Annotated in this window: 21 protein-coding genes and 1 riboswitch; of the genes, 15 read left to right on the forward strand and 6 right to left on the reverse strand. The window is 43.2% G+C overall.

Annotation, left to right across the window (positions count from 1 at the left end):
* Positions 1-541: 541 nt before the first annotated feature.
* The 6 genes from V8G47_RS19560 (at position 542) to V8G47_RS19585 (ending at position 6,025) form a co-directional block, all read left to right on the forward strand.
* Positions 542-1,057: an MgtC/SapB family protein gene (locus tag V8G47_RS19560; RefSeq protein WP_079533309.1), complete on the forward strand. Its 516-nt coding sequence runs from the start codon at positions 542-544 to the stop codon at positions 1,055-1,057.
* Between the two features lie 233 nt (positions 1,058-1,290).
* On the forward strand, positions 1,291-2,565 hold the full coding sequence (locus V8G47_RS19565) for an ABC transporter substrate-binding protein (RefSeq protein WP_336201524.1): 1,275 nt from the start codon (positions 1,291-1,293) through the stop codon (positions 2,563-2,565).
* Between the two features lie 91 nt (positions 2,566-2,656).
* The gene (locus V8G47_RS19570) at positions 2,657-3,547 is read left to right on the forward strand and encodes a carbohydrate ABC transporter permease (protein ID WP_034756361.1); all 891 of its coding nucleotides are present in this window, start codon (positions 2,657-2,659) and stop codon (positions 3,545-3,547) included.
* A 14-nt stretch (positions 3,548-3,561) separates the two neighbouring features.
* Complete coding sequence (locus V8G47_RS19575; protein WP_336201525.1) at positions 3,562-4,371, forward strand: carbohydrate ABC transporter permease; 810 nt, start codon at positions 3,562-3,564, stop codon at positions 4,369-4,371.
* A gap of 11 nt (positions 4,372-4,382) precedes the next feature.
* A complete protein-coding gene (locus V8G47_RS19580) occupies positions 4,383-5,123 on the forward strand; it encodes an MBL fold metallo-hydrolase (RefSeq protein WP_336201526.1) in 741 nt (246 codons plus the stop codon).
* Between the two features lie 116 nt (positions 5,124-5,239).
* Complete coding sequence (locus tag V8G47_RS19585; RefSeq protein WP_336201527.1) at positions 5,240-6,025, forward strand: HAD-IIA family hydrolase; 786 nt, start codon at positions 5,240-5,242, stop codon at positions 6,023-6,025.
* Positions 6,026-6,389: 364 nt separating this feature from the next.
* Here V8G47_RS19585 and V8G47_RS19590 read toward each other — a convergent pair whose 3' ends face one another.
* Both V8G47_RS19590 and V8G47_RS19595 read right to left on the reverse strand, forming a co-directional pair.
* Positions 6,390-6,680: a 3-isopropylmalate dehydrogenase gene (locus V8G47_RS19590; RefSeq protein ID WP_336201528.1), complete on the reverse strand. Its 291-nt coding sequence runs from the start codon at positions 6,678-6,680 to the stop codon at positions 6,390-6,392.
* A 46-nt stretch (positions 6,681-6,726) separates the two neighbouring features.
* Entirely contained in the window at positions 6,727-6,864 is a 138-nt protein-coding gene (locus V8G47_RS19595; protein WP_336201529.1) for a hypothetical protein, read from the reverse strand.
* Positions 6,865-7,106: 242 nt separating this feature from the next.
* Here V8G47_RS19595 and V8G47_RS19600 point away from each other — a divergent pair, with 242 nt between their 5' ends.
* From V8G47_RS19600 to V8G47_RS19635, 8 genes are all read left to right on the forward strand, one after another.
* A complete protein-coding gene (locus V8G47_RS19600; protein WP_336201530.1) occupies positions 7,107-8,024 on the forward strand; it encodes a proline dehydrogenase family protein in 918 nt (305 codons plus the stop codon).
* 39 nt (positions 8,025-8,063) lie between these two features.
* Positions 8,064-9,695 (forward strand): L-glutamate gamma-semialdehyde dehydrogenase, encoded by a 1,632-nt coding sequence (gene pruA, locus V8G47_RS19605; RefSeq protein ID WP_224522256.1) that lies wholly within the window; start codon positions 8,064-8,066, stop codon positions 9,693-9,695.
* A 106-nt stretch (positions 9,696-9,801) separates the two neighbouring features.
* Complete coding sequence (locus tag V8G47_RS19610) at positions 9,802-11,073, forward strand: PucR family transcriptional regulator (RefSeq protein WP_336201531.1); 1,272 nt, start codon at positions 9,802-9,804, stop codon at positions 11,071-11,073.
* 41 nt (positions 11,074-11,114) lie between these two features.
* Positions 11,115-11,417: a hypothetical protein gene (locus tag V8G47_RS19615; protein ID WP_336201532.1), complete on the forward strand. Its 303-nt coding sequence runs from the start codon at positions 11,115-11,117 to the stop codon at positions 11,415-11,417.
* Positions 11,418-11,579: 162 nt separating this feature from the next.
* The gene (locus V8G47_RS19620; RefSeq protein ID WP_336201533.1) at positions 11,580-12,047 is read left to right on the forward strand and encodes a DUF4367 domain-containing protein; all 468 of its coding nucleotides are present in this window, start codon (positions 11,580-11,582) and stop codon (positions 12,045-12,047) included.
* A 695-nt stretch (positions 12,048-12,742) separates the two neighbouring features.
* On the forward strand, positions 12,743-13,135 hold the full coding sequence (locus tag V8G47_RS19625; protein WP_336201534.1) for a DUF3139 domain-containing protein: 393 nt from the start codon (positions 12,743-12,745) through the stop codon (positions 13,133-13,135).
* Between the two features lie 210 nt (positions 13,136-13,345).
* Positions 13,346-13,855, forward strand: a complete 510-nt coding sequence (locus V8G47_RS19630) for a GNAT family N-acetyltransferase (protein ID WP_336201536.1) — start codon at positions 13,346-13,348, stop codon at positions 13,853-13,855.
* A gap of 58 nt (positions 13,856-13,913) precedes the next feature.
* Positions 13,914-14,459, forward strand: a complete 546-nt coding sequence (locus V8G47_RS19635; protein ID WP_336201537.1) for a GNAT family N-acetyltransferase — start codon at positions 13,914-13,916, stop codon at positions 14,457-14,459.
* A gap of 94 nt (positions 14,460-14,553) precedes the next feature.
* Here V8G47_RS19635 and V8G47_RS19640 read toward each other — a convergent pair whose 3' ends face one another.
* Positions 14,554-17,538 (reverse strand): lamin tail domain-containing protein, encoded by a 2,985-nt coding sequence (locus tag V8G47_RS19640; RefSeq protein WP_336201538.1) that lies wholly within the window; start codon positions 17,536-17,538, stop codon positions 14,554-14,556.
* A gap of 397 nt (positions 17,539-17,935) precedes the next feature.
* Between V8G47_RS19640 and V8G47_RS19645 the strand changes: the two genes are divergently transcribed.
* A complete protein-coding gene (locus V8G47_RS19645; RefSeq protein WP_442970881.1) occupies positions 17,936-18,466 on the forward strand; it encodes an MgtC/SapB family protein in 531 nt (176 codons plus the stop codon).
* Between the two features lie 37 nt (positions 18,467-18,503).
* Here V8G47_RS19645 and V8G47_RS19650 read toward each other — a convergent pair whose 3' ends face one another.
* From V8G47_RS19650 to V8G47_RS19660, 3 genes are all read right to left on the reverse strand, one after another.
* Positions 18,504-19,073 carry a glycerol-3-phosphate responsive antiterminator gene (locus V8G47_RS19650; protein ID WP_336201540.1) on the reverse strand — a complete coding sequence of 190 codons (570 nt, stop codon included), beginning with the start codon at positions 19,071-19,073 and terminating at the stop codon, positions 18,504-18,506.
* 269 nt (positions 19,074-19,342) lie between these two features.
* Entirely contained in the window at positions 19,343-20,515 is a 1,173-nt protein-coding gene (locus tag V8G47_RS19655) for an iron-containing alcohol dehydrogenase (RefSeq protein WP_336201541.1), read from the reverse strand.
* A 642-nt stretch (positions 20,516-21,157) separates the two neighbouring features.
* Positions 21,158-21,952 carry a DUF2935 domain-containing protein gene (locus tag V8G47_RS19660; RefSeq protein ID WP_336201542.1) on the reverse strand — a complete coding sequence of 265 codons (795 nt, stop codon included), beginning with the start codon at positions 21,950-21,952 and terminating at the stop codon, positions 21,158-21,160.
* 396 nt (positions 21,953-22,348) lie between these two features.
* Positions 22,349-22,455, forward strand: a riboswitch (SAM riboswitch).
* Positions 22,456-22,621: the final 166 nt, after the last annotated feature.

A 22,621-nucleotide genomic window follows, 5' to 3' on the forward strand; every position in this document is an offset into this window, starting at 1 on the left:
TTCACATCTTCCATCGGTCCTTTTCGTGTACTCATTTGGACTCCTCCTTTGATACATCTATCTTATTATTTTTAGATTATGGTGTCCAAATGAGTTAGGGGGCTAAATAGATTACTATTAAAAACGGCCGAAATAGACGGAATAATTCCGCCTATTCACCTGAAAATACAAAAATAGTTGGATTTTTCTGTGCATAAGCGGAAATCCTCCGCCTATTTATCCCAAAAACAAGGTCCGAGCTGATTATAACCGGAAAATCTCCGCTTATAAACTCGCCAAATTTACTACTGCTGGTTCTACTTTTTATATATGATGAAATATAACTGTTGGATTTGAGGCGAGTGGGAGTTCACGAACATCCTCCCCACTAAATACACCATTGCGATCATAAAATAATTAGTGTACGATAAAAAGAAATTTTAACGAACGAATCCTAGTGGAAAGTATAGAAGGGACACCAACAAAGCGAACGGTATGATTTTTTCATAATAAGCAGATTCGTTTTGGCAGGGGTCTCTTTTGGTTTAAGGAGGATGCCAACATGACGCACTACATAAATGAATTTACAGACTTCTTCTGGCAGCATGACATCTATTTCCGGATTGTGGTGAGTGCGGTGTTGGGGTTCATCATCGGATGGGACCGGTCATCGAAGAATAAGCCGGCCGGTTTGAAAACCTATACGTATGTTTCGGTGGCATGTACGTTGATTACGATCGTTTCAATCGAAGGCGCCGATATGCTGAGTGAACCGGATAGCGGGAAGATGATGGATCCACTCCGTCTCGCTGCGCAGATCGTATCGGGGCTCGGGTTCTTGGGTGCAGGAGTGATCCTGAAAGATGGACTTCGGGTGAAAGGGCTCACGTCGGCTGCGATGATTTTCTATGTCGGGGGTATCGGAATCGGCATCGGGGCAGGGTTTTATTCGATTGTCATCTTCGCCACCCTTGTCACCTTCATCATGACGAGGATCGGTAACTTCTTTGAAGAACGGGAGATCAAGGCCATGAGTCTGCCGAAGCTACGGAAGAAAAGTGATGAGAAAGACGACTAAATGCAAGGTGGGAACGGATGATCTGTTCCCGCTTTTTATTTTGTGAAGAATTTCATTGCCAACTTTTAGTTAATGTTGTATTATTGTGAATAATCAGACATATATATTAGACAGGTTTTAGTCTAAGGGTAGAGATGCGGAGAATCCCTGTGACCAATAAAATGCATGCCACATTTTTGTGCTGCAGTTTATTGTTCATGGGTTTTTTTATGAAAAAAAGGGGAGGAAATGATATGAAGATCAGGCTTTTATCATTCGTTTTAGTGTTGATGGTTGTGTTTGCCGGATGCAGCAGCAGTGATACCGCTGGAGGCGAAACGACTGAAATTGATTTCTGGTTCCCGGTAGCGGTTGGCGGGGATGTAGCGAAGATCGTGGATGGGTTTGTGGCGGATTTCGAGAAAGAGAATCCCGACATCAAGGTGAATGCAAAATACGGAGGCAGTTATGCCGAGACGATGACCCAGGTAATGGCATCGGCGCAGGCAGGAAATTCGCCTGAGCTTGCCGTATTATTCTCCATCGACCTTTTTACGTTGCTTGAAAATGACTTGATTGAGGAATTGACGCCGATGTTCGATGAAAAGTATCTGGATGATTTCTATGATGGATTCATGGCGAACTCTTCCATCGGCGATAAAGTGTACAGCTTGCCGTTCCAACGCAGTACGATCGTCCTTTACTACAATAAGGACGCTTTCAAGGAAGCCGGACTTGATCCGGAAGCTCCACCTGAAAACTGGGATCAGCTCGTGGAATACGGGAAGAAGCTGACGAAGAATGGCGGAAAGGACCAGTGGGGTCTTGAAATTCCGAGTACCGGCTATCAGTACTGGATGTTCCAGGCTCTGGCTCTTCAGACAGAAAAGAATATCATGTCCCAGGATGGAAAAGAAGTATATTTCAATGCACCATATGCAAAAGAAGCAATGGATTTCTGGTTATCCCTTGGGAAAGAACATAAAATCATGCCGGAGGGCGTCATTGAGTGGGCCACGGTTCCTTCTGACTTCCTGAGTGGAAAAACGGCGATGATGTACCATACGACGGGGAACCTGACGAATGTGAAGAACAATGCAGACTTTGATTTCGGTGTCTCATTCCTTCCGGCGAACGAGCAATATGGTTCCCCTACAGGAGGCGGGAATATCTACTTGTTCAAAGACCTGCCAAAAGCAAACAAGGAAGCAGCCATCAAGTTCATGAAATTCCTGACTGAACCGGAGCGTGTGGCTCAGTGGTCCATCGATACAGGATATGTCGCCACCACCGAATCGGCTTACGAGACAGACGTGTTGAAGAAGTATGTAGAGGAATTCCCTCCTGCACTGGTTGCCCGTGAGCAATTGGAATATGCAGAAAGTGAACTGGCAACCTATCAAAATGGTGAAGTACAGAAAATTTTCAATGATAACATTCAATCGATCTTAACGGGTCAAAGCCCTGTGGATGAAGGATTGGATAACGCACAGAAGAAAGCAGAAGACGTGTTGGAGCCATTTCAGTAAACGGCAACAGGTGAAGCATTGAAAGAAGTGGAGCTCAAGTGGACAGTGTGCTGCCCTTGGGCTCCTTTCACAAGAAAGGTGGGACTGATCGATGACAACGAAGCATAGAAAATTCAGTTCCCGGGCAAGGAATAATCTGTTCGCCTACGGGTTGCTGTTACCTTCATTTATCTTTTTAACCTTGTTTACGTTTTATCCGACGCTGAAGTCGATTCAGTTAAGCTTCTACAGCGGTCCGATGACGAGGCTGCAATTTTCCGGATTGGAACAGTATAAGGAAGTCTTCGGAGATGAAATTTTCAGGAAGGTCATCTTGAATAACATCCTCTTCATGATCGGGACAGTACCTACGAGTCTGTTCCTGGCGATGTATCTTGCCATCTGGTTGAATAAGAAAATGGCAGGAAGCGCCTTGCTCCGTACGTCCTTTTTTTACCCGACCATTGTTCCGCTCATCGCGGTAGCGAATATTTGGCTTTTCATTTACACGCCTCAGTATGGATTGCTTGATAACTTTCTCCATACGTTCGGCCGCGGGGATACAAGCTGGTTGGGGGACCCCGGGACAGTAATGGTTGCGATGATTGTCATGATCATCTGGAAAGATGCGGGTTTCTTTATGATCTTCTATCTGGCAGGATTGCAGAATTTGCCTAGTGACGTGTATGAAGCGGCTGAGATGGAAGGGGCGAAACCGTTCCAGATGTTCCGGCATATCACGTTTCCTCTGCTGATGCCGACGACGCTGTTCGTCATGATCGTGGCGATCACAAATTCATTCAAAAATGTCGACCACCTGTACATAATGACCAAAGGTGGACCGGATAATGCCAGTAATCTATTACTCTACCATATTTACGAAGCGGCGTTTACGAACTGGGATCTTGGCAAAGCCGCGGTGCTCACTGTGATTCTAATCGTCATCATGCTCGGTATCACTGCCTTCAACTATCTATACCTTGATCGGAAAATCCATTACTAGGAGGGGAAGCAACGATGAAAAAATTGAACTATGGCATCATTATTGTTCTAGGGATTCTTTCATTTATCCCCCTGCTATGGGTGGTCGTCACTTCTTTCTCTCCGGGGAATCAAGTGATTAATGGAGGCTTTCCGTTCTGGGTTTCGAATCCGACTTTTGAAAACTACATCCAGGCGTGGGAGACGTCCCCATTTTTGCAATACTATTTCAATACGTTCGTGATCGTATTTGGCGTGTTGATCGTTCAAATCGTGACAGTTACCCTTGCAGCATATGCGTTTGCACGGGTGAACTTCACCGGGAAAAATGTCTTGTTCATCCTCTTCCTGCTGCAGCTCATGATCCAGCCTGAAATCCTGCTGTTCCCGAACTACCAGGTCATCAGCCAGCTGGGACTCGTCAATACCAAGCTTGCCGTCATGATGCCGTATTGGGCTTCGGCGTTCGGGGTATTCCTGATGCGCCAGACGTTCAAGCAGGTTCCGTTTGATCTTGATGAAGCGGCAAGAATGGATGGATGTAAATGGTATCAAACACTGTGGCATGTCTATATCCCATCGGCGAAACCGACCTATATAGCCTTTGCCCTTGTTTCGGTCAGCCACCATTGGAGCAACTTCATGTGGCCGTTGATCATCACGGATTCCGTGGAGTCCCGCCCATTGACCGTCGGACTTGCGTTATTTGCACAATCCTATGAAACAGGAGCGCAGTGGGGGATGGTTGCCGCAGGTACGGTCATGGTCATCATGCCATTGGTCATTGCCTTCTTCCTTTTTCAAAAACAATTCGTATCGAGCTTTATGCACTCAGGAATTAAATAGGAGGGGATCTGATGGACATTCACTTTTTAGGAACGGGGAGTGCGTATCCCGGTTCGGAACGCGACAATACCTCCATCTGCTTCTCGAATGATGAGTATCATGTGCTGGTCGATGTCAGCGGCAATCCTTGCAGGAAGCTGAAGCAGCTGCAGGTGGATTTAAAGGAACTTGATGCCGTCGTGTTCACCCATTTTCATATTGATCACATTTACGGCCTGCCATCCCTCCTATGGGGGATGTGGCTTGAGGATCGGAGAAAGCCTTTACGGGTTCTGTGTGACGAGCGGAATGAGAGGAAGCTTCAGGAATGGCTACAGACGATGGAAGCCGATCAATGGCCGATTGCTTTTCCGATTGAAATCGAGACATTTGATGGTAATCGGGAAACGGAAATTCTGTCTGGAGGGGGAATGACGTTTTCCTGCTTTAAGGCCTTACACTCTGTACCCACAGTCGGGCTTGAAGTACGATGTGACGGACGGGTGCTCGTATATTCCAGCGATTCGGAAATCAACGCACGGATTGGTGAGTATGACCATATAGATGTGTTAATCCATGAAGCAACGTCTGCGAGGAAAGTGGCAGGCAACCATAGCAGTCTTGTTGAAATCGTTGAAAAGTATGATGTGGATAGAATCGGGAAGATTGTTCTTGTCCACCTATCCGACGGCGAACCGTATGAAGAAGAGGTGGAGAAACTCGGGACTTCAAAGGTCATCATCGGCGAAGATTTGATGACGCAGCACATGTAAATGAATAGGTACAAGGATAAAGATGAGGAGATTCCTTGGGTATGACGAAAAATCCAATTGTTAAATTGGAGAAATCGTCATGCTCAAGGAATTTTTTATTTGTTGGAGGGGTACAGATGAAGAATCTAAAGGGGTATATTTTTGACTTGGATGGGACCGTGTATCTCGGTAAGCAGTTGATAGAGGGAGCAGACACCACCATCAACTCACTTCTCAAGGAAGGAAAAAAGGTGCTGTTTCTGACCAATAAGACCATTGAGTCTCGTCAGCGCTATGTGGAAAAGTTGAACGGATTTAATATTCAGGCTAACCTTGAGAACATATTGAATCCTACGGTTACGCTGATTGACTATTTAAAGGAACATCATCCCCAAGCGACGTTGTATGTGATTGGGGAGCAGCCCATCAAGGATGAGCTGACACTTGCGGGATTCCGGGAAGGAATGACACCTGCCGAGGTGGATATCGTCGTTCTGTCATGGGACCGGGATTTTCACTATGACCATTTGAATTTTGCCTATCAGTCAATCAAACTAGGTGCGAAGATGATTGCGACCAATCCAGACAGGACCTGTCCAGTAGAGATGGGCGATGTGCCGGACTGTGCGGGGATGATCGGCGCTGTGGAAGGGGTTGTGGGAAGAAAGATTGATGTGCAGGTTGGGAAGCCATCCATCCTGACCATCAAGGCGGCATTGAAGATATTACAATTGGAGCCGGAAGAATGCGTCATGATCGGTGATCGCCTGGAAACGGATATCCGGATGGGGATCGAAGCAGGGATGAGAACGGCCCTTGTACTGAGCGGGATCACAACGGAGGAGGATTTGAGGGGGACGGTTTGGACGCCGGATTATGTGTTGGAGTCGGTTAAGGGATTGTTGTCGGGTAAAATGATATAAGAAATAGGGGAACTGTTACGCTGGGCACCCAGTAACCAACGAGTTTGAACGTCAAATTCGTTGGTTTTTTGTGCTCCACACCCTCTTTTTGTGTCCCTAACAGGGGAAGTCAGTGTCGTATTTGGGAGGGGGGCGGTTTCTTACTCTGCTTTTCGAGTGATTTCAGAAGAAGATCGAATGGAAAAGGTTGAGATGGAACCTCCGACTCTCAATAATTGCGTCATTTTCATTGGGGATTGCGTCATTTTCCGAATAATTGCGCCGATTTTTTATTTATTGCGTCATTTTCCTTCGTATTTGCGTCTTTTGGAAAATAATAGAAATTAATCTTGCGCACTGAATGTTCAATGGGCTTTGCACAGACTCAATTTTCAATGTTGTATTTTTTTACGACACTTACTACAATTGCAATCAATAAAACAATCAGGCTATTAATCAGTAAATAGTACCCAACCTGCAGACCATAAAATATGGCAAAGGGATCTCGAATGATGAAGAGTGCTAGTAATCCCCCGATGGCCGCAAATAAAACTGCTAGAAGAAGTATAGTAAAGGCAGCAGAATAGAGACTCTTCTTTTTCTTATATGAAATAAATCCAATTACATTTGAAATTACAATAAAAAATCCTATCAGTATGATAAAGAAATTTGTCATTTCATTCTCCCTTTTGATTAATATTTATAATCTGGACTGAAATGGATCATTTGTCCATGAATCCGTCTTTCATACCTTCCAGGAGGGATTCCCCATTAAGGATGAAGAAGGTCAACGCTAGAATAGCCAACAAAATAATAGAACCGAAGATGATGGAAGGTATCATGCCCTTTTTTATTTCCATTTTCAACTCCCCCTTATCATATGTTTATTAATTAGACGGGAAACCATCATATAAAGTTTCAAATATTCCGATAACCCACCACCCCCTTTTGTGCTCCCACCATAACTCAACCCACAAATATTTGTGTCCGGAGCACGTTGTTTCAGAGCCACTTTTCCCGTTATAATTTTCTTAAGATTTACATTTCTCGTTTAATCACCTCACACTTGAGGTAACAGTCACTATAAGGAGGTGTTGTAATCATGGAAGCAATCAGTAAGCGTTTTTTCATGTTTCTTTCTCACAATAAGGCATTGGATAAGATGGCCAAACGGTGGGGATCGAAATTTGGGGCTAACAATCTTGTGGGGGGAGAAACCTTTTTACAAGCGATTCCATTGATTACGCAATTGAACGAGGAGGGATTCCAGGTAACAGTGGATCACCTTGGTGAGTTCGTTCAGTCCACAGATGTGGTGCGGGAGAATGTCCAAGGATGCATCCAGAGTATCAGTGCCATTGCCTATCATGGGCTTGAGACTGAAATCTCTGTCAAACTGACTTCCCTGGGGTTGGATATCAGTCAAGATCTTGTCATGGAGAACATGGAGTTGATTCTGTCGAAGGCAAATGAAAGCGGAATCACGGTCACTCTCGATATGGAGGATTCCTCGAGGTGCCATGCCATCCTTGATGTTTACAAGAAGCTCCGTCAAAAGTATGACAATGTGGGGACGGTGATTCAATCCTATCTGTATGTATCAGACAAGGATGTGGATGAACTCAATCAGTTCTCCCCTTATTTGAGGCTTGTGAAGGGTGCATATAATGAATCGGGTAAGGTGGCGTATCAGGAGAAGAAAAAGGTGGATGAGAACCTGAAGCATCTTATCAAGAAGCAACTCTTGAACGGCCATTATACAGCGGTCGCAAGCCATGATGAAGCGATCATCGATTACACAATCGGATTAGTGAAAGAACACAATATACCGAATGACCGCTTCGAGTTTCAAATGCTTTACGGCATGCGGAATCAATTGCAGTCCGAATTATTGAAAAAAGGATATACCGTTCGCATTTACCTTCCATACGGCGAGGACTGGTTCGGGTATTTCATGCGACGTCTGGCAGAACGGCCGGCGAACATCGCATTCGCATTAAAAGGAATTTTCAGCAAGTAACATCCAGACAGATTGAAATCAGAAAGGAATGTGAAAAGAATGAGTAACGGAATTTACAACATCCCAAAACCTACAAATGAGCCTGGTAATACATATGCCCCAGGTACGAAAGAAAGAGAAACGCTAAAAGCTGAATTAGAGCGCCAAGCTGGTCTAGAGGTTGAGATCCCGGTCATCATCAATGGTGAGGAAATCAAGACAGATACAGTGAAGCAAGTAGTAATGCCACACGATCACAAACATGTGTTGGCTACGTATTCACAAGCAGGTGAAAAGGAACTTCGCGATGCAGTAGAAGCGGCAATGGCTGCAAAAGAATCATGGTCCAATATGCCATGGCAGCACAGAGCATCGATCTTCTTGAAAGCGGCTGACCTGATCTCAGGTCCATACCGTGACGTCATCAATGCTGCTACAATGTTAGGACAATCCAAAACAGCGTATCAAACGGAAATCGATGCAGCACAAGAATTAGCTGATTTCTTACGCTTTGGCGTTGATTATGCGAACCAAATCTATCAAATGCAGCCGGACAGCATGAAGAACATCTGGAATCGTTTAGAATACCGTGCATTAGACGGATTCGTACTAGCGATCTCTCCATTCAACTTTACGGCAATCGGTGGAAACTTACCGTCAGCTCCTGCGATCATGGGGAACGTAGTCGTGTGGAAACCGGCAACTACGGCTATCCTATCAAACTACTACTTCATGCGTATCCTGGAAGAGGCTGGACTGCCTAAGGGCGTTATCAACTTTGTTCCTTCACGTGGTTCACAAGTATCAGAAGTGGTATTAACAGATCCACGCATGTCCGGATTCCACTTCACTGGATCAACAAGCGTGTTCCAGACGATCTGGAAGACAGTAGGGGAAAACATCACTAACTACAAATCATATCCTCGTCTAGTTGGTGAAACAGGTGGTAAAGACTTTGTCTTCGCTCACGAAACGGCTCAAGCAGACAAAGTAGTCGCTGCACTTGTTCGCGGTGCATTCGAATACCAAGGTCAAAAATGTTCAGCAGCTTCACGTGCTTACATCCCAGCAAGCATGTGGGAAGAAGTGAAGAATGGTGTCGTGGAAGAAACGGCGAAGCTTAAAGTAGGGGATGTTAGAGACTTCAGGAACTTCATGGGTGCGGTCATTGATAAACCTGCCTTTGATTCCATCACAAGCTACATCGACTATGCGGCTGATTCTGAAGAAGCTGAAATCATTGCCGGCGGTACGTATGATGATTCTGTTGGATACTTCGTTCAACCGACTGTCATCGTAACAACGAATCCAAACTTCAAAACGATGACCGAAGAAATCTTTGGACCGGTATTAACGATCTATGTATATGAAAACGATCAATTAGAAGAAACCCTTACTTCAGTTGATACAGCTTCCATGTACGCATTAACGGGTGCGATCTTTGCACAGGATCGTGAAGCGATCATGCACTTGGAACGCCGTCTATCCGGTGCTGCTGGTAACTTCTACATCAACGATAAACCAACCGGTGCCGTGATCAACCAACAACCATTCGGCGGTTCACGCGGTTCAGGTACAAACGATAAAGCAGGCTCAGTTTTCAACATGATTCGCTGGACCAGTCCTCGTATCATCAAAGAAAACTTCGCTCCAACAACCGATATCACTTATCCGTTTATGGATGAGGAATAAATCGAATACGACAAGCTCTCCCGACATGGGGGAGCTTTTCATTTTTTATTGGGGGATTTAACGCTATAATAGGAGTCACAAACATTCGTGGAAAGGTAAGATTCCTATGGAAGCAATAGATATCATCCTCCAAACAGAAGACATTCATAAAGCAACGGAATTGATCAGCTCAAAACTGGGCAATCCCGTCATCATCGAAAATAAAAATTTCGAGCTGATTTCATACAGTTCCTCTTCTAATAAATTCGACCAAACACAGCTAAAGACAATCCTCACGAAAAAATGTCCGGTCTTTATTATCGACCGACTGAAAAAAGAGGGCATCGTCCACCAGCTCGAAAAACATACGGATCCGATCCGGGTGCAGGCGATGGAAGAGCTGGGATTTCACCAACGCGTCGTCATTGCCGCCAAGTACCTGGGGAACACAATGGGATACATCTGGGTTCAGGAATCCAACCGCCTTCTCGAAAATGAAGAGCTCGGTTTCCTTGAAGAAATCTCCGCACACCTTGGAACCCTGATCAATGACATGTACGCAAAGGTCAATATCAAAAAGGACAGAAAAGAGGAAGTACTGTGGCATCTCCTGCAGCATGAGTACGGAAGTGAAAGCCAGCTCCGCCATGATGCATCCCTCGTCAAGTTGACCCTGCCGGAACGGTTCACGGTAGCGGTGTACTCCATCGCATCGTCGGACTATAAGCCCATGCTCGACCAATTGGAGAAGCTCGTCCAGGAATCCAGTTTCAACACAAAGGTGTATTCACTTCGTACGGAATACCAGGTGATCCTCGTTCTCTACGGCAAAGCAGACACACCGTCTTCTTCCCTGGAATTAGCGAGAGACCTCGTCGAAAAGGTGAAAGAACAAACAGGGGAAGAAGAATTCTACAACTTCCTGATCGGGATTGGGAAGGAATACACCACGTTATATCAAATGAGAAAGAGCTTCCTGGAAGCATCAGAAGTCATAGAAACGGCTAACTTCATCAGTCCGCGTCCTGAGTCCATGCCACGGGAATTCGCTCATCTGGGTATTTACCGGTACTTGCCGACCCTTTATGAGAAGAACACTTCTAAAGATTATTACAGTGATGATCTATTGGTATTGATCAAGAATGATGTGAAGAAACAGACAGATCTTCTGAAGACGCTTGAAGTGTACCTGGCGAATGACGGGAAGGGGAAACAGACGGCGAATGAGCTGTTTATCCATCCGAATACGTTGAATTACCGGATTAAGAAGATTCAGGAACTGACTGCGATTGATTTTAATGATTTTAATATGAAGGTGTATTTGTATACGGAGTTGTTGTTGTTGAATAATGTGGAGGCTTATTATCTAAGGTATAAGGATGCTTTGAAGGGGATTTGAATTTCTTAGCATATAAACATTTAAAGAGTGGTGTATTTGCAGTGAAGAAGAACGTAAGCGTCGGATATACTGTATTCAAATCAACAGGCGTGAAGGATAGAATTACTAAGGTCGATTTAACAAAGAAACAAGTAACCGGTGTTGTTTTATACAAGGAGATCATCTATATGACAGTACTTGTAGATTTGCTTACAGATACAGTCAGTGTCGATGGAAGCATTGATGAGTTAGACGGATTGGCGATGGATTACGATTCTTATATCGACATGTTTAAGAGCCAGGCAGCGTTTTTTGTGGCAAAACACATTTCGGATCCGGAGAAATATTATGATGAATTAACCTAAGCCTTGTTAGAGTTAAAGAGATCAAGCGGTTGCTATCAGCAATCGCTTTTTTTCGTCATTTTTTTATGAAGTATTGGAGATGATAGTGATTATATTTGAGTAAAGAAGAGGTGTTTTTTTATGAGGATTATTTCTACTTTTATGCTCTTATTATCCTTCAGTATGATTTCTTCAATAGGTTTGGCTAAAGAGATGAAGTATAACCACGACAGCATTACCATAGAGGAAGTAAAGAAAGAGGTTGACTTTCAAGTCCTTATTCCGGAAAAAATCCCTTCAGAATGGAGTTTGGAGATAAAAACATACGAACATAATGATAGAAATATGGAGACCATTAGATTGCATTATATGGATTCAACTGATGAAAATGTCATGCTGGGGATCGAGGAAAGAAAGGTTTCCGAAAAAGAGATTAGACAGCTTGAAGAAGAGTTTTCAAGCAGATATAAAATAAATGTAAATGGTGTGGAAGCATATTATCAAGAATGGGCAAACAGTGGAAGGAAATTAAATGAAATAAGAATAGGCGGTGGTCTTCTAACTTGGATTCAAGGCGAGACATATCTGCAAATGGACAGTTCTTTTTTATCGAAGGATGAAATGGTGGAAATTGCAAAGACATTAAGGTGAAAAACACCGAACCCTTATGCCTGGGGTTTTAACTTCATTAGAATCAGGGATTTCCTCTAACACTGCTTCCCGATTTCCCTCAAAACTTCGCTTTCCTTGGAGGAAGGAGTCTTCGCCCTGCACTCAAATTAACAGCTAGTACTTGCAAAGTACATTTTATTTGCCTTTTAACACAGTAAAATATCCGAACGAATTCGATTTTCATAAAGAATGTCGACTCATCGTTCGGATTTTTTCTTTTGGCCATCAGCCCGATATCATCTAGAAAAGAAGAATAAGAACCGTTCTGCAATTGTAAATGATGGAAAAAACAAATTGATAAAATCACCCTATAAGTGTAAAATTACACTATAGAAGGAGGGGTATTATGGAGTTTTTTCCACTTTTGATATTTCAAATATTAATAATGTTGTTATTGGTCATTGCTTTTGCGTTGATTCTCTACAAATTGTATAAGCGATTAAACGTAACGTATCCTTTATTCGTTAGTGCATTAGCGGCAATAACATTTTTGCTTATATTCAATGTTGGAAATCTGTTGTCTGCAATAGCCTTTTCATCCAACATTTTGTTTTCGATTATGGTGTATCTGGTTGCAATTAATCAACGGGAAAATTTCGAGTGACTTTTCCACAATTGCTGAAGGTCACCGATGGATTTAAGTGGCATTATTAGGTTGTTGAGGGGGTTGTATTTTGAAGAAATATATAAAGCCAATAATTATTGTGTTAATTTGTTTCGTTGTTGTTGGAGTCCCAATGATTATTTATGATGCATTACATGGAAACTTTATAAGGGATTATTTAATGGAAAAACAAGTCAAAGAACATTTGTTGGGAAACGGATATACAGAAGAAGATCTTCTATCAATTGAAGCAGAATACAGTATGAAGTTAAATACGAATAGAATGAGAGGCACATTTGCTTATGTTATTTTTGTAGATGAGCCTAAGGAAAAGTATGTATATATGCAATGGAGAAAGACAGGGGAAATTCAGCAAGAATGTAGTTATTACAGTGAAGATACAGGGGCGTATGAAGTGAAATATACCGAAAAAAGAAAACATATGATTAAAAATTGTTTTTAGGTTATAGAGGGTTTTAACAGCATAAGAAGGAATATAGACAAAAAGACCAGATCCATTTTAGGTCTGATTTTATTACTGTAAAGTAAAGAGATATTTACACTGCTATATCTGCTGCTGATTTTGGTGTGATTTAAGAGTAGAGTGGAGACGGTTTTTACTCTGCCTTTTCCTATAGCCCTTCACCCAAAAAATCGACAAGGAGGTTATCAGATGACAAGTGGATTCTCAATAATGGATTTTGAAATAATGACTGAACGGCTTTACTTGAGTATATGGGAGGAATCAGATGCATCTTGGTATAGGGAACTTGTTGGGGAACGTGGAGTTGATAAGCCAACTCTTGAAGATGCTCGCAAACATGTTATCAGTTTACGTGATAGAGCACTGGAAAGTGGTATAGGTGCACTTACAATCCGACGCAAATATGAAGGAGATATGATTGGGTATTGTGGATTAATTATTGGTCGTTCTACTATAGAAGAGCCGGAAATTGCTTATGAACTGTTCAAAAGTGTCCACGGGAAAGGCTATGCAACAGAAGCTGCATTAGCAATTATAGGAGCTGCGGGCGCAACTGGGCGTAAACGTCTGTGGGCTACTGTTGGGTCTTGGAATATTGCTTCCTTTCGAGTTCTTGAAAAGATTGGTTTCATACGCCACCATAGTACCTGGAAAGAAGATGGAGAAGAAGTTGTTTGGAACATGCGTGATCTAAGATAGGCTTATATGATTCTTAATAAATATCGTTTCAAAACCTCATAAAAGGAAGTGTGTACTATTGGGTAGTGAAGGTAAACTTAGTATTTTTCCATTAACTTATGACTTAATAGAGGATATCCATAAAACAAATGATTCTTTTAAAGTGTTTGGTAAGCTTGTACCCAGTTTTCAATCAGGGAAATGGTCTTTTGAAGAGAAACTATTTGATGAAACCAAAGATATTCGTTTTCCGGATGACAAACTTGATTGGAGCCAATATATAAGCAGTGAAGATAAAGCTCTATTTTTAGCTTATAAGAATAATGAATGCATTGGGCAAATTAGAGTCGTGAAGGATTGGAATCGCTTCTGCTATATTGAAAACATTGCGACTAAGAAAGAGTATAGAGGCAGTGGAGTCGGAGCGTTGCTATTAAATAAAGCAGAAGAGTGGGCAAAACAAAGAGAACTGATAGGAATGTCATTGGAAGCACAGGATGATAATCTTGGTGCATGCAGGTTTTATATGAAACAAGGCTTCATACTAGGTGGAGTTGACACATTGAAGCAGTCCTATAACCCTAATATTGAGACCACTTTATATTGGTATAAGTTATTCAATTAAGGTGGCTTTAACCTCATAAGAAAAAACCAGAGCCATTTATTTAGGTCTGGTTTTTTCACATACTGAGATCCTTCTCTTCTATGACGACTTTATATTACTCAATCCCCTTATCATCCTTCATCAACTTCTTCATATCAATCTTAAGCATCCGGTCCATCGGGTAGGTGGTGGTGTAGCGGTATTTGTTGGCACCTGATTCGAATACGACGTACAGCTCCTTCTGAATTTCCACTATTCCCTCAGGCATCGGGATGGCTTCGACACTCTGACGGGGTTTGGCCGTGTGACCATCCAGGAACCATAGAGGCACTTGTTTTCCTTCGACTGTGACAAATGCATGAGGATCTTCTTTTAATGGATATTCATATCGATACAGCACACTGTCGTTTGCCCTGCCATAGGAAGTGCTGAGGATGACGCCATTTCTTGCTGCTTTCTGCATGATGGCTCCCTGGACTTTTCCTGTGGTGGATAGAACGTAATCCGGTACGGCGTTGACGTCAGGTGAGCCATTCCACTGGTCTTTACTCAGCATGTCGTTGTTTCGTTCTAGATCGTATCCGATCATCCATGCGTAATGCATTTCTCCGTCCCTGTTCTCGATGTGATGAGTTGGGTCGGTCGGATAGGAGCTTGCTTCATAGAATTCCCCGACCCAAAGGATGCCTTCATCATAAACGGTGTATGCCGCTTCGACAGGGATGGGGATCTGTTTGGTGAACTGGATTTCCCCGTTGTTTGGTGCATTGACCAGGTCGCTTAAATCGAAGCTGAATAAGTGATTCTCTGAGGCGACCCAGCCGTGATCACGACTGACGGTCACTCCGCCTGCGTGTCCGGTATACGGTGTGCCGTCCGTATTGTAGAGGACAACGGATTTCACTAATTGTCCCGTTCTCCGGTCTGTAACGGTTATGGTTCCCGGTCGGATCCCATCATCGACGTAGCCGATGGTAAGGAGCCAGTCTTTTTTCTGGTAATAGGTCAATCCTTGTGGAACGAGACCTTCTGATAGTCCGGCGATCACCGGGCCGTCGGTACTGATATCCCACAGGTCCTGGTAGGCGGGGTCTTTCTCATGCTGAGAACGTTCCACCTGGGTGATGAGCTGGTGATCCGGTGTGACGGTTACGGGCTCTGATTTCTCCGATACGTTTCCTGATGAATCCTCTGCGCTTACCTGTAACGTATATGGTTGATTACCGACTAGTGTGTAAAGAGTAAATTCGGTCTGGGATGGATCGACGGAATATTCAAGTTCTCCATCTTTGTAAATGTGATAGCGGTACAGATCGGTTTCACTGGACGCGTCCCAGGTTAAAACGGCTTCACCGTTGCCGGCAGTGGCTTCCACGTTGGTCGGTGTTTGCGGTGATACCTCATCTGACACGGGACGATCCGGTGCTTGATTTTCAACGAGCCATCCCGGTGTCGGACTTTGACCGGCTGCCAATTTTTCCATTGTCCGGGTATTATCCTTTGGATAGGAATAGGTGACGGTTTGTTTCAGGGAAACGTCCTCTCCTGAATAATCGGCTCTTACGACTTCGCGTCCATCAGGGTCGTAAACGGTCAGAGTATTACCGCCATTGACCAGGCCGGCGATATCACCGAGGACGATGGTATCCTCTTCCTGAAGATACTTACTCTTGTATCCATAAAAATAGTTATAGTTGAACGCTTCAAGGGAGATAGGGTTGATGCTAGTGTTTCTGGTCCAGATCACCACCGTATCCCATGGCTTCAAGATATGAGTGTCCCCGATTTCTTTGTCCCAGTTATAGGACGCGAATCGATATCCTTTTAAATCGATCGGGTCGGGGCTGTTGTTATAAAGCTCGAAGTATTCAAATGCATCATAACCTGCATAGTTATCTGTATTCGGAATCAATTCCGTGATCAGCAGGTTTGGTGTCGGGACGTTTTCACTCGGGCCTGTGACGAGTGGTTTGGTCGGTTCCGATTCGTTTCCGACTTGGTCGATTGCCGTTACTTTGAAAGAATACTCCCTGTTCAATTCCAGAGGGGATACGTTCAGGCTATTTTGGTCAGCCTCAACTGTCCCGTAAAGTGTCCCGTTGATGTACACGCGGTATCCGCTAAGGTCACTTTCTGGGTTGGCATTCCAAAGCAGCTTGACATGATCCTTGCCTGGAGTTGCTTTCAATCCGGTAGGCGTGGCCGGGGCTTCGCTGTCCACGATTTCCTGTGGGACGGCCCGGACTTCTTTTGTTGCCGGGGATTCATTTCCTTCTGCGTCCACGGATGTCACCCGGAATGTATAGGTCTTTCCATTCTCCAATCCATTTATGATTGATGTGGCAGCCTCCGTGGAGGTAATCGATCCATCAGATTGGTAGATTTGATAGGAAACGGCACCGTCTGTCGCTTCCCACTCAAGGGTAACCGCCTGGTTGGCTGGAGTTGCCTTCAGGTTTGTAGGTGTCGAGGGACCAGCTACCTGTCCGGTCAGAACGACGCCTGGAGTCGGCTGTTCATCGTTTTTCATCTTTGTCATCGCACCAGAGCTGGTGGCCTGATAGGTGATGCTCCGGTTCGTGATACCGTCGACGTTTCCATCATTGATGAGAGCTGTACTGAGGAGCGTGCCATCGGCGTCCGCAATTCCTACCTGACGCAAGCTGCTATCATGCAATCCTTGACCAGCTGAGGTCAGCTTGACTTCGTATACATCCTCGGGCGTTAGGTTCACCTCATAATTGGAGTTGAAGTCCCAAAGGGGTACATCAGGATAGGCCAATTTCTTTAACCAAAGGACGAGGGAATCTTTCGGCTGGATGATTTTATCTTCGATGGGCCAGCGGTTGGCCGGGCTTGAGAAGTTGCTTGTGAAGTATTGAAGCTGATAGTCCTGCAGGTTGATGGCTTCTGTGGTGGTATTATAGATTTCGACGTACTCATAGGGCTGTCCTGACCCTGCAGATTTGGTGACGATTTCCGTAATGATAAGGGGCGGATTGGTTTCTTGCGCACTTGCGTTGTGGACCTGAAGCAATAAGAGTCCAGTAATGGCGAAAGCAAGAAGGGCGGCTATCCGGGTGATTGAGTGGTTTTTCAACATCATTTCCTCCTTTTTTCTATTGTTTATGTAAAAAAGAAAAGAACCCCATGGCAATGGGGTGCACGATGACCGTACACACGATTGACACAGGGTTCTCCTCATCTCTACCCGCTATATTCACTGTTTAATTCCATCATACAATTGACCCACGATTTAGGAAATGGGCATTTAGGTTTAATTTAGTGTATATTTAGAATTTTTAGATATATCGTTGAAATGAAGCTGAGATTGGTGTAATATGAAAGGAATAAGATGAAGCTTGATAGGAAGAGTAAAAGAGATCCCCTATGAAGCGAGTGGTATGGTTTTTTCACTTTGGAGTGGAAAAATCATCTATTCGTTTTGTGGCGCGGTCTCTTTTTCATTTAAGGAGGAAGAGGGCATGGCGCATTACATGAGTGAAGTAACAAGATTTTTCTGGCAGCATGATATTTATTTTCGGATTGTCGTGAGCGCAATATTGGGGTTTATCATCGGGTGGGACCGGACATCCAAAAATAAACCCGCGGGTTTGAAAACATATACGTATGTATCAGTAGCATGCACCTTGATCACAATCGTCTCGATCGAAGGCGCCGAGATGCTCAGTCAACCGGGTAGTGGTAAGATGATGGATCCTTTCCGTCTGGCAGCGCAGATAGTTTCCGGCCTAGGGTTCCTTGGTGCAGGCGTGATCCTGAAGGATGGTTTGCGGGTTAAGGGACTCACTTCAGCAGCGATGATTTTCTACGTGGGGGGCATCGGGATCGGCATTGGAGCGGGATTTTATTCCCTCGTCATTTTTGCCACACTGGTAACCTTCATCATTACGAAAATAGGAAATATCTTTGAAGAACGGGAGATCACGATCATACGAGTTCGCCTCCCGTGGATCGGGGAAAAAAGAAAGACAGATGACGATGCAGAAAAAAAGGTAGGGACCTAAAAGGACTCGAACTCCGGGGAGTTCGAGTCCTTACTAGTCAAAAATCCAGATTCCAAAGCTTCGGATCCCCGGAGGAAATAGCGAGGGCACCGGCACTTAGCCCATTCAGAATATCCTGCTTATTGCTGATCAAGCCACCAGCGATGATGGGCAGGGTAGTCATGGTTGTGAGCTTATCAATGACAGAAGGCATCAGACCAGGAAGGACTTCAATGGCATCGGGCTTGCAGTTATGGGAGATGTCAATCCCCTTCTCAAGGGCATTCCGGTCGATGAGAAAAAGACGCTGGATTGTCATCAAACCTTCTTCCTTTGCATACTTGATCAAATTGCTCCTCGTCGTAATGATGCCAGCGGGTTTCCATATTTCTGCTATGTATTTAATGGCACTCTTCGTATTGGACAACCCATCGATGAAATCAATATGGATAAACGTTGTTTTACCTGCATCCTTCAGCTTTTTCAGATAGCCGTTCATCGTAATCAAATTGCCCGTAAGGATGAACACGATGTTGGCGTTTGACTGTATGGCTTTATCCAAGTCTTTTTCTTCCTTGATGGAAGCGATGACCTGGGATTGGACGATGTCGATAATGTTTGGTTTCATGGACTTGGCCCCTTTTAATAGTCTGAATATTGTTTTTCTTTTAGTATAGCATAGTTGTTTTTAGGTGGTGAGAGGAATAATCTAAGGTAGACCTTTGCTTATCGTGCCTACCTAATATCACCCAGAGTGCCGTAAATCAGAAAGAAAAAAGAGCAAGAGAAGACGGCTGGGATGACTAGTAACACTGGGGAAAGAATCATGTTCACTAGTAAAAAGCAGAGCCCTGGAAATCCCATAAGCTCTGCTTTACTTATTTGTTCAATTGATCTTTACGCTTTCACTAAAGATTCCTTGCCATAGTAAGCGGCTTTAAATAGCTCTTTCATTTGTTCTTGACTAGTCTCACGTGGATTGGTGCCTGTGCATGGATCTTCCATAGCATTTTCAGCCATTGTATCAACATGCTTGTTGAACTCTTCTTCGGATACACCGTAGTCCTGAAGGGTAGTCGCAAGACCGAGGTCTTTGTTCAATTGATAGATATATTCAACAAGAGAATCAGTCAATTCGGTATCGTTATTTCCTTTCAGGTTAAGACGACGGGCGATTTCAGCAAAACGATCTTCCACGACCTCACGGTTAAACTGGATGACGTAAGGCAGGTAAATTGCATTGGCATAGCCATGCGGAATGCCGAACGTTGGACCACTTTTGTGGGCAAGGCTGTGCACGTTACCGAGTACAGCGTTGGCAAAGGCCATACCTGCCATGGCTTGAATGGTGTGCATATTCTTAGCGGCTTCCTGGTCGCCTTGATAAGAAGCAAGAAGATTATCTTTGATAACTTCGGCTGCTCCTAATGACAGGATATCCGTATACATGGTACGCGGTTTCGCTACATATGCTTCGATGGAGTGAGTGAATGCGTCCATACCGGTATAAGCAGCAATGTGCTTCGGCAGTTCTTTAATCATAACCGGATCGATAATGGCAACATCCGGTGTTAGTTCGAAGTCAGCAACTGGATATTTTACGTTCGTGGTTTCATCGGCCAGAACAGAAAGGTTGGAAACTTCCGAACCACTTCCGCTTGTCGTCGGAATTCCGGCAAATTTCGCTTTATTGCGAAGTCGCGGCAGTTCGAATGGCTTAATGGCATCTTCAAAAGCAAGGTCCGGGTGCTCATAATAGAGCCAGATCGCTTTTGCAGAATCCATCGCCGATCCTCCGCCGATTCCGATTATCCAATCCGGCTGGAACTCATCCAGCTCTTTTGCTCCTTTTTTGACCATTTCAAAGGTTGGCTCTGTATTGTAGCCTTCCAGTACTTTTGTTTCTATATTGGCAGCTGCCAGGTGTTCCTCTACCTTGGTGAGATTTCCGTTACGTTTAACAGAACCTCCTCCAATAACAAGTGCGGCTTTTTTACCTTCAAAAGACCGTAACACTTCAAGTGCATTCTCTTCGAAATAAATATCGCGTGGAATGGTAAAACGACTCATAGTAAAAATAGCCTCCTTAAGTTTCATTGATTGATTAGCATTTTAAGTGAAAACATTACCTCTGCCGTTCATCGGAGGGCAATGGAATGTAATATTCCCATTTCTTGAATGTATAAAACATCACTGGTTGCTCGCAAAGCATCTGGAAAGTTTCATAACGGACTTTTGGAAAGACAGAATTTACATACGAATGAAAGGTGAAAATTACCATGTTACTTGCCACAAACTTAAGATCTCTCCGTTCTGCATAAGGGTGGAAATCAACTATAAGTCTATTTTTCAACCACTGCTATTTTTTTATGGTTGGGAAGAATAATGGAAATATTTGCTTATGTAAAATTAGTGAATTGAACGAAATGAATTTATTAGACAATGAAAAACTAATCTATAAATATCTTGATTCAAGGTCTTTAACTAGAGGGGGGATATTGGGCTGAAAGCTATAATTTATTTGGGGTCTAAAATGGAGAAGCATATGTTAAATTTATGATTTTACTATTCTTAGTGTCAGTATTCGGTAGCTACCGTATTTGGAGATGGATAAAAAAAGGACAATTGTAAGAGGGCAATAGTTGAAGATAAAATCAAAGTAAGACCACACATTTAGATTTGTCTCATATGTGTGGTTCTTTTAATATGATCTTATTTTTGATTCGTGTTAATATCTGCTTCAAATAAATCAATGATTTCCAAGAATCTCTCAGCCTCTCTAAATGTATGATCAGCTAAAAGGGGATGAATATTGCTTTTAATACGACATGCCTCAATTAATTCTCTTGCTGTTTTCTTAAAATCTCTTAACGAAACTACTGAGACTCTGTTTTGATCCAAGAACTGATCCAATAATGGTTCAGTCTCTGATTGGTGACGCATAGAATCTAAATCAACTGCCTGAAACATTAGCTGATCAAAATCATGGCTGAATTCTCTGGCCTGTTCTACCAACTGTCTTTCTGAAGGATCTAAAAGATGCCCGATGAACTTGGCGTGGTCAGCCATAATTTTTAAAAAGAACACATTTTCCTGGATTACATCATCCGGTGTAGGTGCGAGCCTGCCTTCATTTAGTTCCTTTAATCGATTAGCAAAGTAGGCAGCCTCCCTACTTGTGTGATCAATTAAAAGGGGAAAATTATTATGCCGGATTTCACATCTAAGGGTTAACCCTAATATCTTTCGTTTATAACCCCATATAGCAGCAGCGGCTTGGTAAACCTCGCTATTGAATGCTTGAACCTGACGTAATTCAGAATTTAACGTGAATCTAGATAATTTTTCTTCTATCTTTTCAAATAAAGTGATGAACTGTTTAGCTTCTTCAATTAGTTGTGATTGCTCATAGGTGAAACCCAAACTTAAAAATAAGGCATGTTCTTTCATTATCCTGGCCCAGAATCTAATTTCATCCAACGATCTTGCAACAAATGGATTTGTCATAAAATCCTCCTCTTGTTTGAATATTCCTTTCAATATACGTGTTTTAACGTTGTCTTATTCCAGATGAACCGTTTGAAAAGATTTGTGTAGAAATTGATTTTTTCGGATTTTGTGTCACCCAAAAAGTATCTTTCATTGAAGAGAAACCGAGGGAAACCTGTGCTTTTTGCAGCAAAATGTTATTGGCTAAACTTTTTTGTCGATTGTCAATAAGCTTCTCATTGAAAAGCTTAAAATAGCGCTACAACTAGTTGAAGACTGATTAAAATGATCCTAGTTGATTAGTTTTCTTTTAATGAAATTTTTTCAAAAACAGGATTGACAACCCAACTAAAATCCTTTACGATTACCCTAATGCTAAAACGCATTATAACTTTAACTTAATAAAGCGATATCTTCTTATCCAGAGAGGTGGAGGGACTGGCCCTGTGATACCTCGGCAACGGGTTCTTAAATGAATACCGTGCCAATTCCATCAAGTCATATGACTTGAAAGATGAGAAGAGCGGGACATCTCCATATTTGTGCCTCTCTTCTTATGAAGGGGGGCACTTTTTATTTGGGTTCTATAATATTTGTTGGGGTTCTTACACAATTTGAACATAAAAAATGCACGTAATCATCCAGTCTTTTATACTTGAGTTGTCGAGAAACAAGTATAGATTGGAG

Origin of the sequence: Rossellomorea sp. LJF3, from assembly GCF_037046045.1 — a bacterium.
Lineage (GTDB): Bacteria > Bacillota > Bacilli > Bacillales > Bacillaceae_B > Rossellomorea.

Excerpts from the sequence above, each read along its gene's own strand:
- V8G47_RS19565 (WP_336201524.1), top strand. The coding sequence starts at position 1,291 with ATGAAGATCAGGCTTTTATCATTCGTTTTAGTGTTGATGGTTGTGTTT.
- V8G47_RS19595 (WP_336201529.1), bottom strand. The coding sequence starts at position 6,864 with ATGGAAATAAAAAAGGGCATGATACCTTCCATCATCTTCGGTTCTATT.
- V8G47_RS19630 (WP_336201536.1), top strand. The coding sequence starts at position 13,346 with ATGACAAGTGGATTCTCAATAATGGATTTTGAAATAATGACTGAACGG.
- V8G47_RS19580 (WP_336201526.1), top strand. The coding sequence starts at position 4,383 with ATGGACATTCACTTTTTAGGAACGGGGAGTGCGTATCCCGGTTCGGAA.
- V8G47_RS19645 (WP_442970881.1), top strand. The coding sequence starts at position 17,936 with ATGAGTGAAGTAACAAGATTTTTCTGGCAGCATGATATTTATTTTCGG.
- V8G47_RS19575 (WP_336201525.1), top strand. The coding sequence starts at position 3,562 with ATGAAAAAATTGAACTATGGCATCATTATTGTTCTAGGGATTCTTTCA.
- V8G47_RS19590 (WP_336201528.1), bottom strand. The coding sequence starts at position 6,680 with ATGACAAATTTCTTTATCATACTGATAGGATTTTTTATTGTAATTTCA.
- V8G47_RS19570 (WP_034756361.1), top strand. The coding sequence starts at position 2,657 with ATGACAACGAAGCATAGAAAATTCAGTTCCCGGGCAAGGAATAATCTG.
- V8G47_RS19600 (WP_336201530.1), top strand. The coding sequence starts at position 7,107 with ATGGAAGCAATCAGTAAGCGTTTTTTCATGTTTCTTTCTCACAATAAG.
- V8G47_RS19650 (WP_336201540.1), bottom strand. The coding sequence starts at position 19,073 with ATGAAACCAAACATTATCGACATCGTCCAATCCCAGGTCATCGCTTCC.
- V8G47_RS19660 (WP_336201542.1), bottom strand. The coding sequence starts at position 21,952 with ATGACAAATCCATTTGTTGCAAGATCGTTGGATGAAATTAGATTCTGG.
- V8G47_RS19585 (WP_336201527.1), top strand. The coding sequence starts at position 5,240 with ATGAAGAATCTAAAGGGGTATATTTTTGACTTGGATGGGACCGTGTAT.
- V8G47_RS19655 (WP_336201541.1), bottom strand. The coding sequence starts at position 20,515 with ATGAGTCGTTTTACCATTCCACGCGATATTTATTTCGAAGAGAATGCA.
- V8G47_RS19560 (WP_079533309.1), top strand. The coding sequence starts at position 542 with ATGACGCACTACATAAATGAATTTACAGACTTCTTCTGGCAGCATGAC.
- V8G47_RS19610 (WP_336201531.1), top strand. The coding sequence starts at position 9,802 with ATGGAAGCAATAGATATCATCCTCCAAACAGAAGACATTCATAAAGCA.
- pruA (WP_224522256.1), top strand. The coding sequence starts at position 8,064 with ATGAGTAACGGAATTTACAACATCCCAAAACCTACAAATGAGCCTGGT.
- V8G47_RS19620 (WP_336201533.1), top strand. The coding sequence starts at position 11,580 with ATGATTTCTTCAATAGGTTTGGCTAAAGAGATGAAGTATAACCACGAC.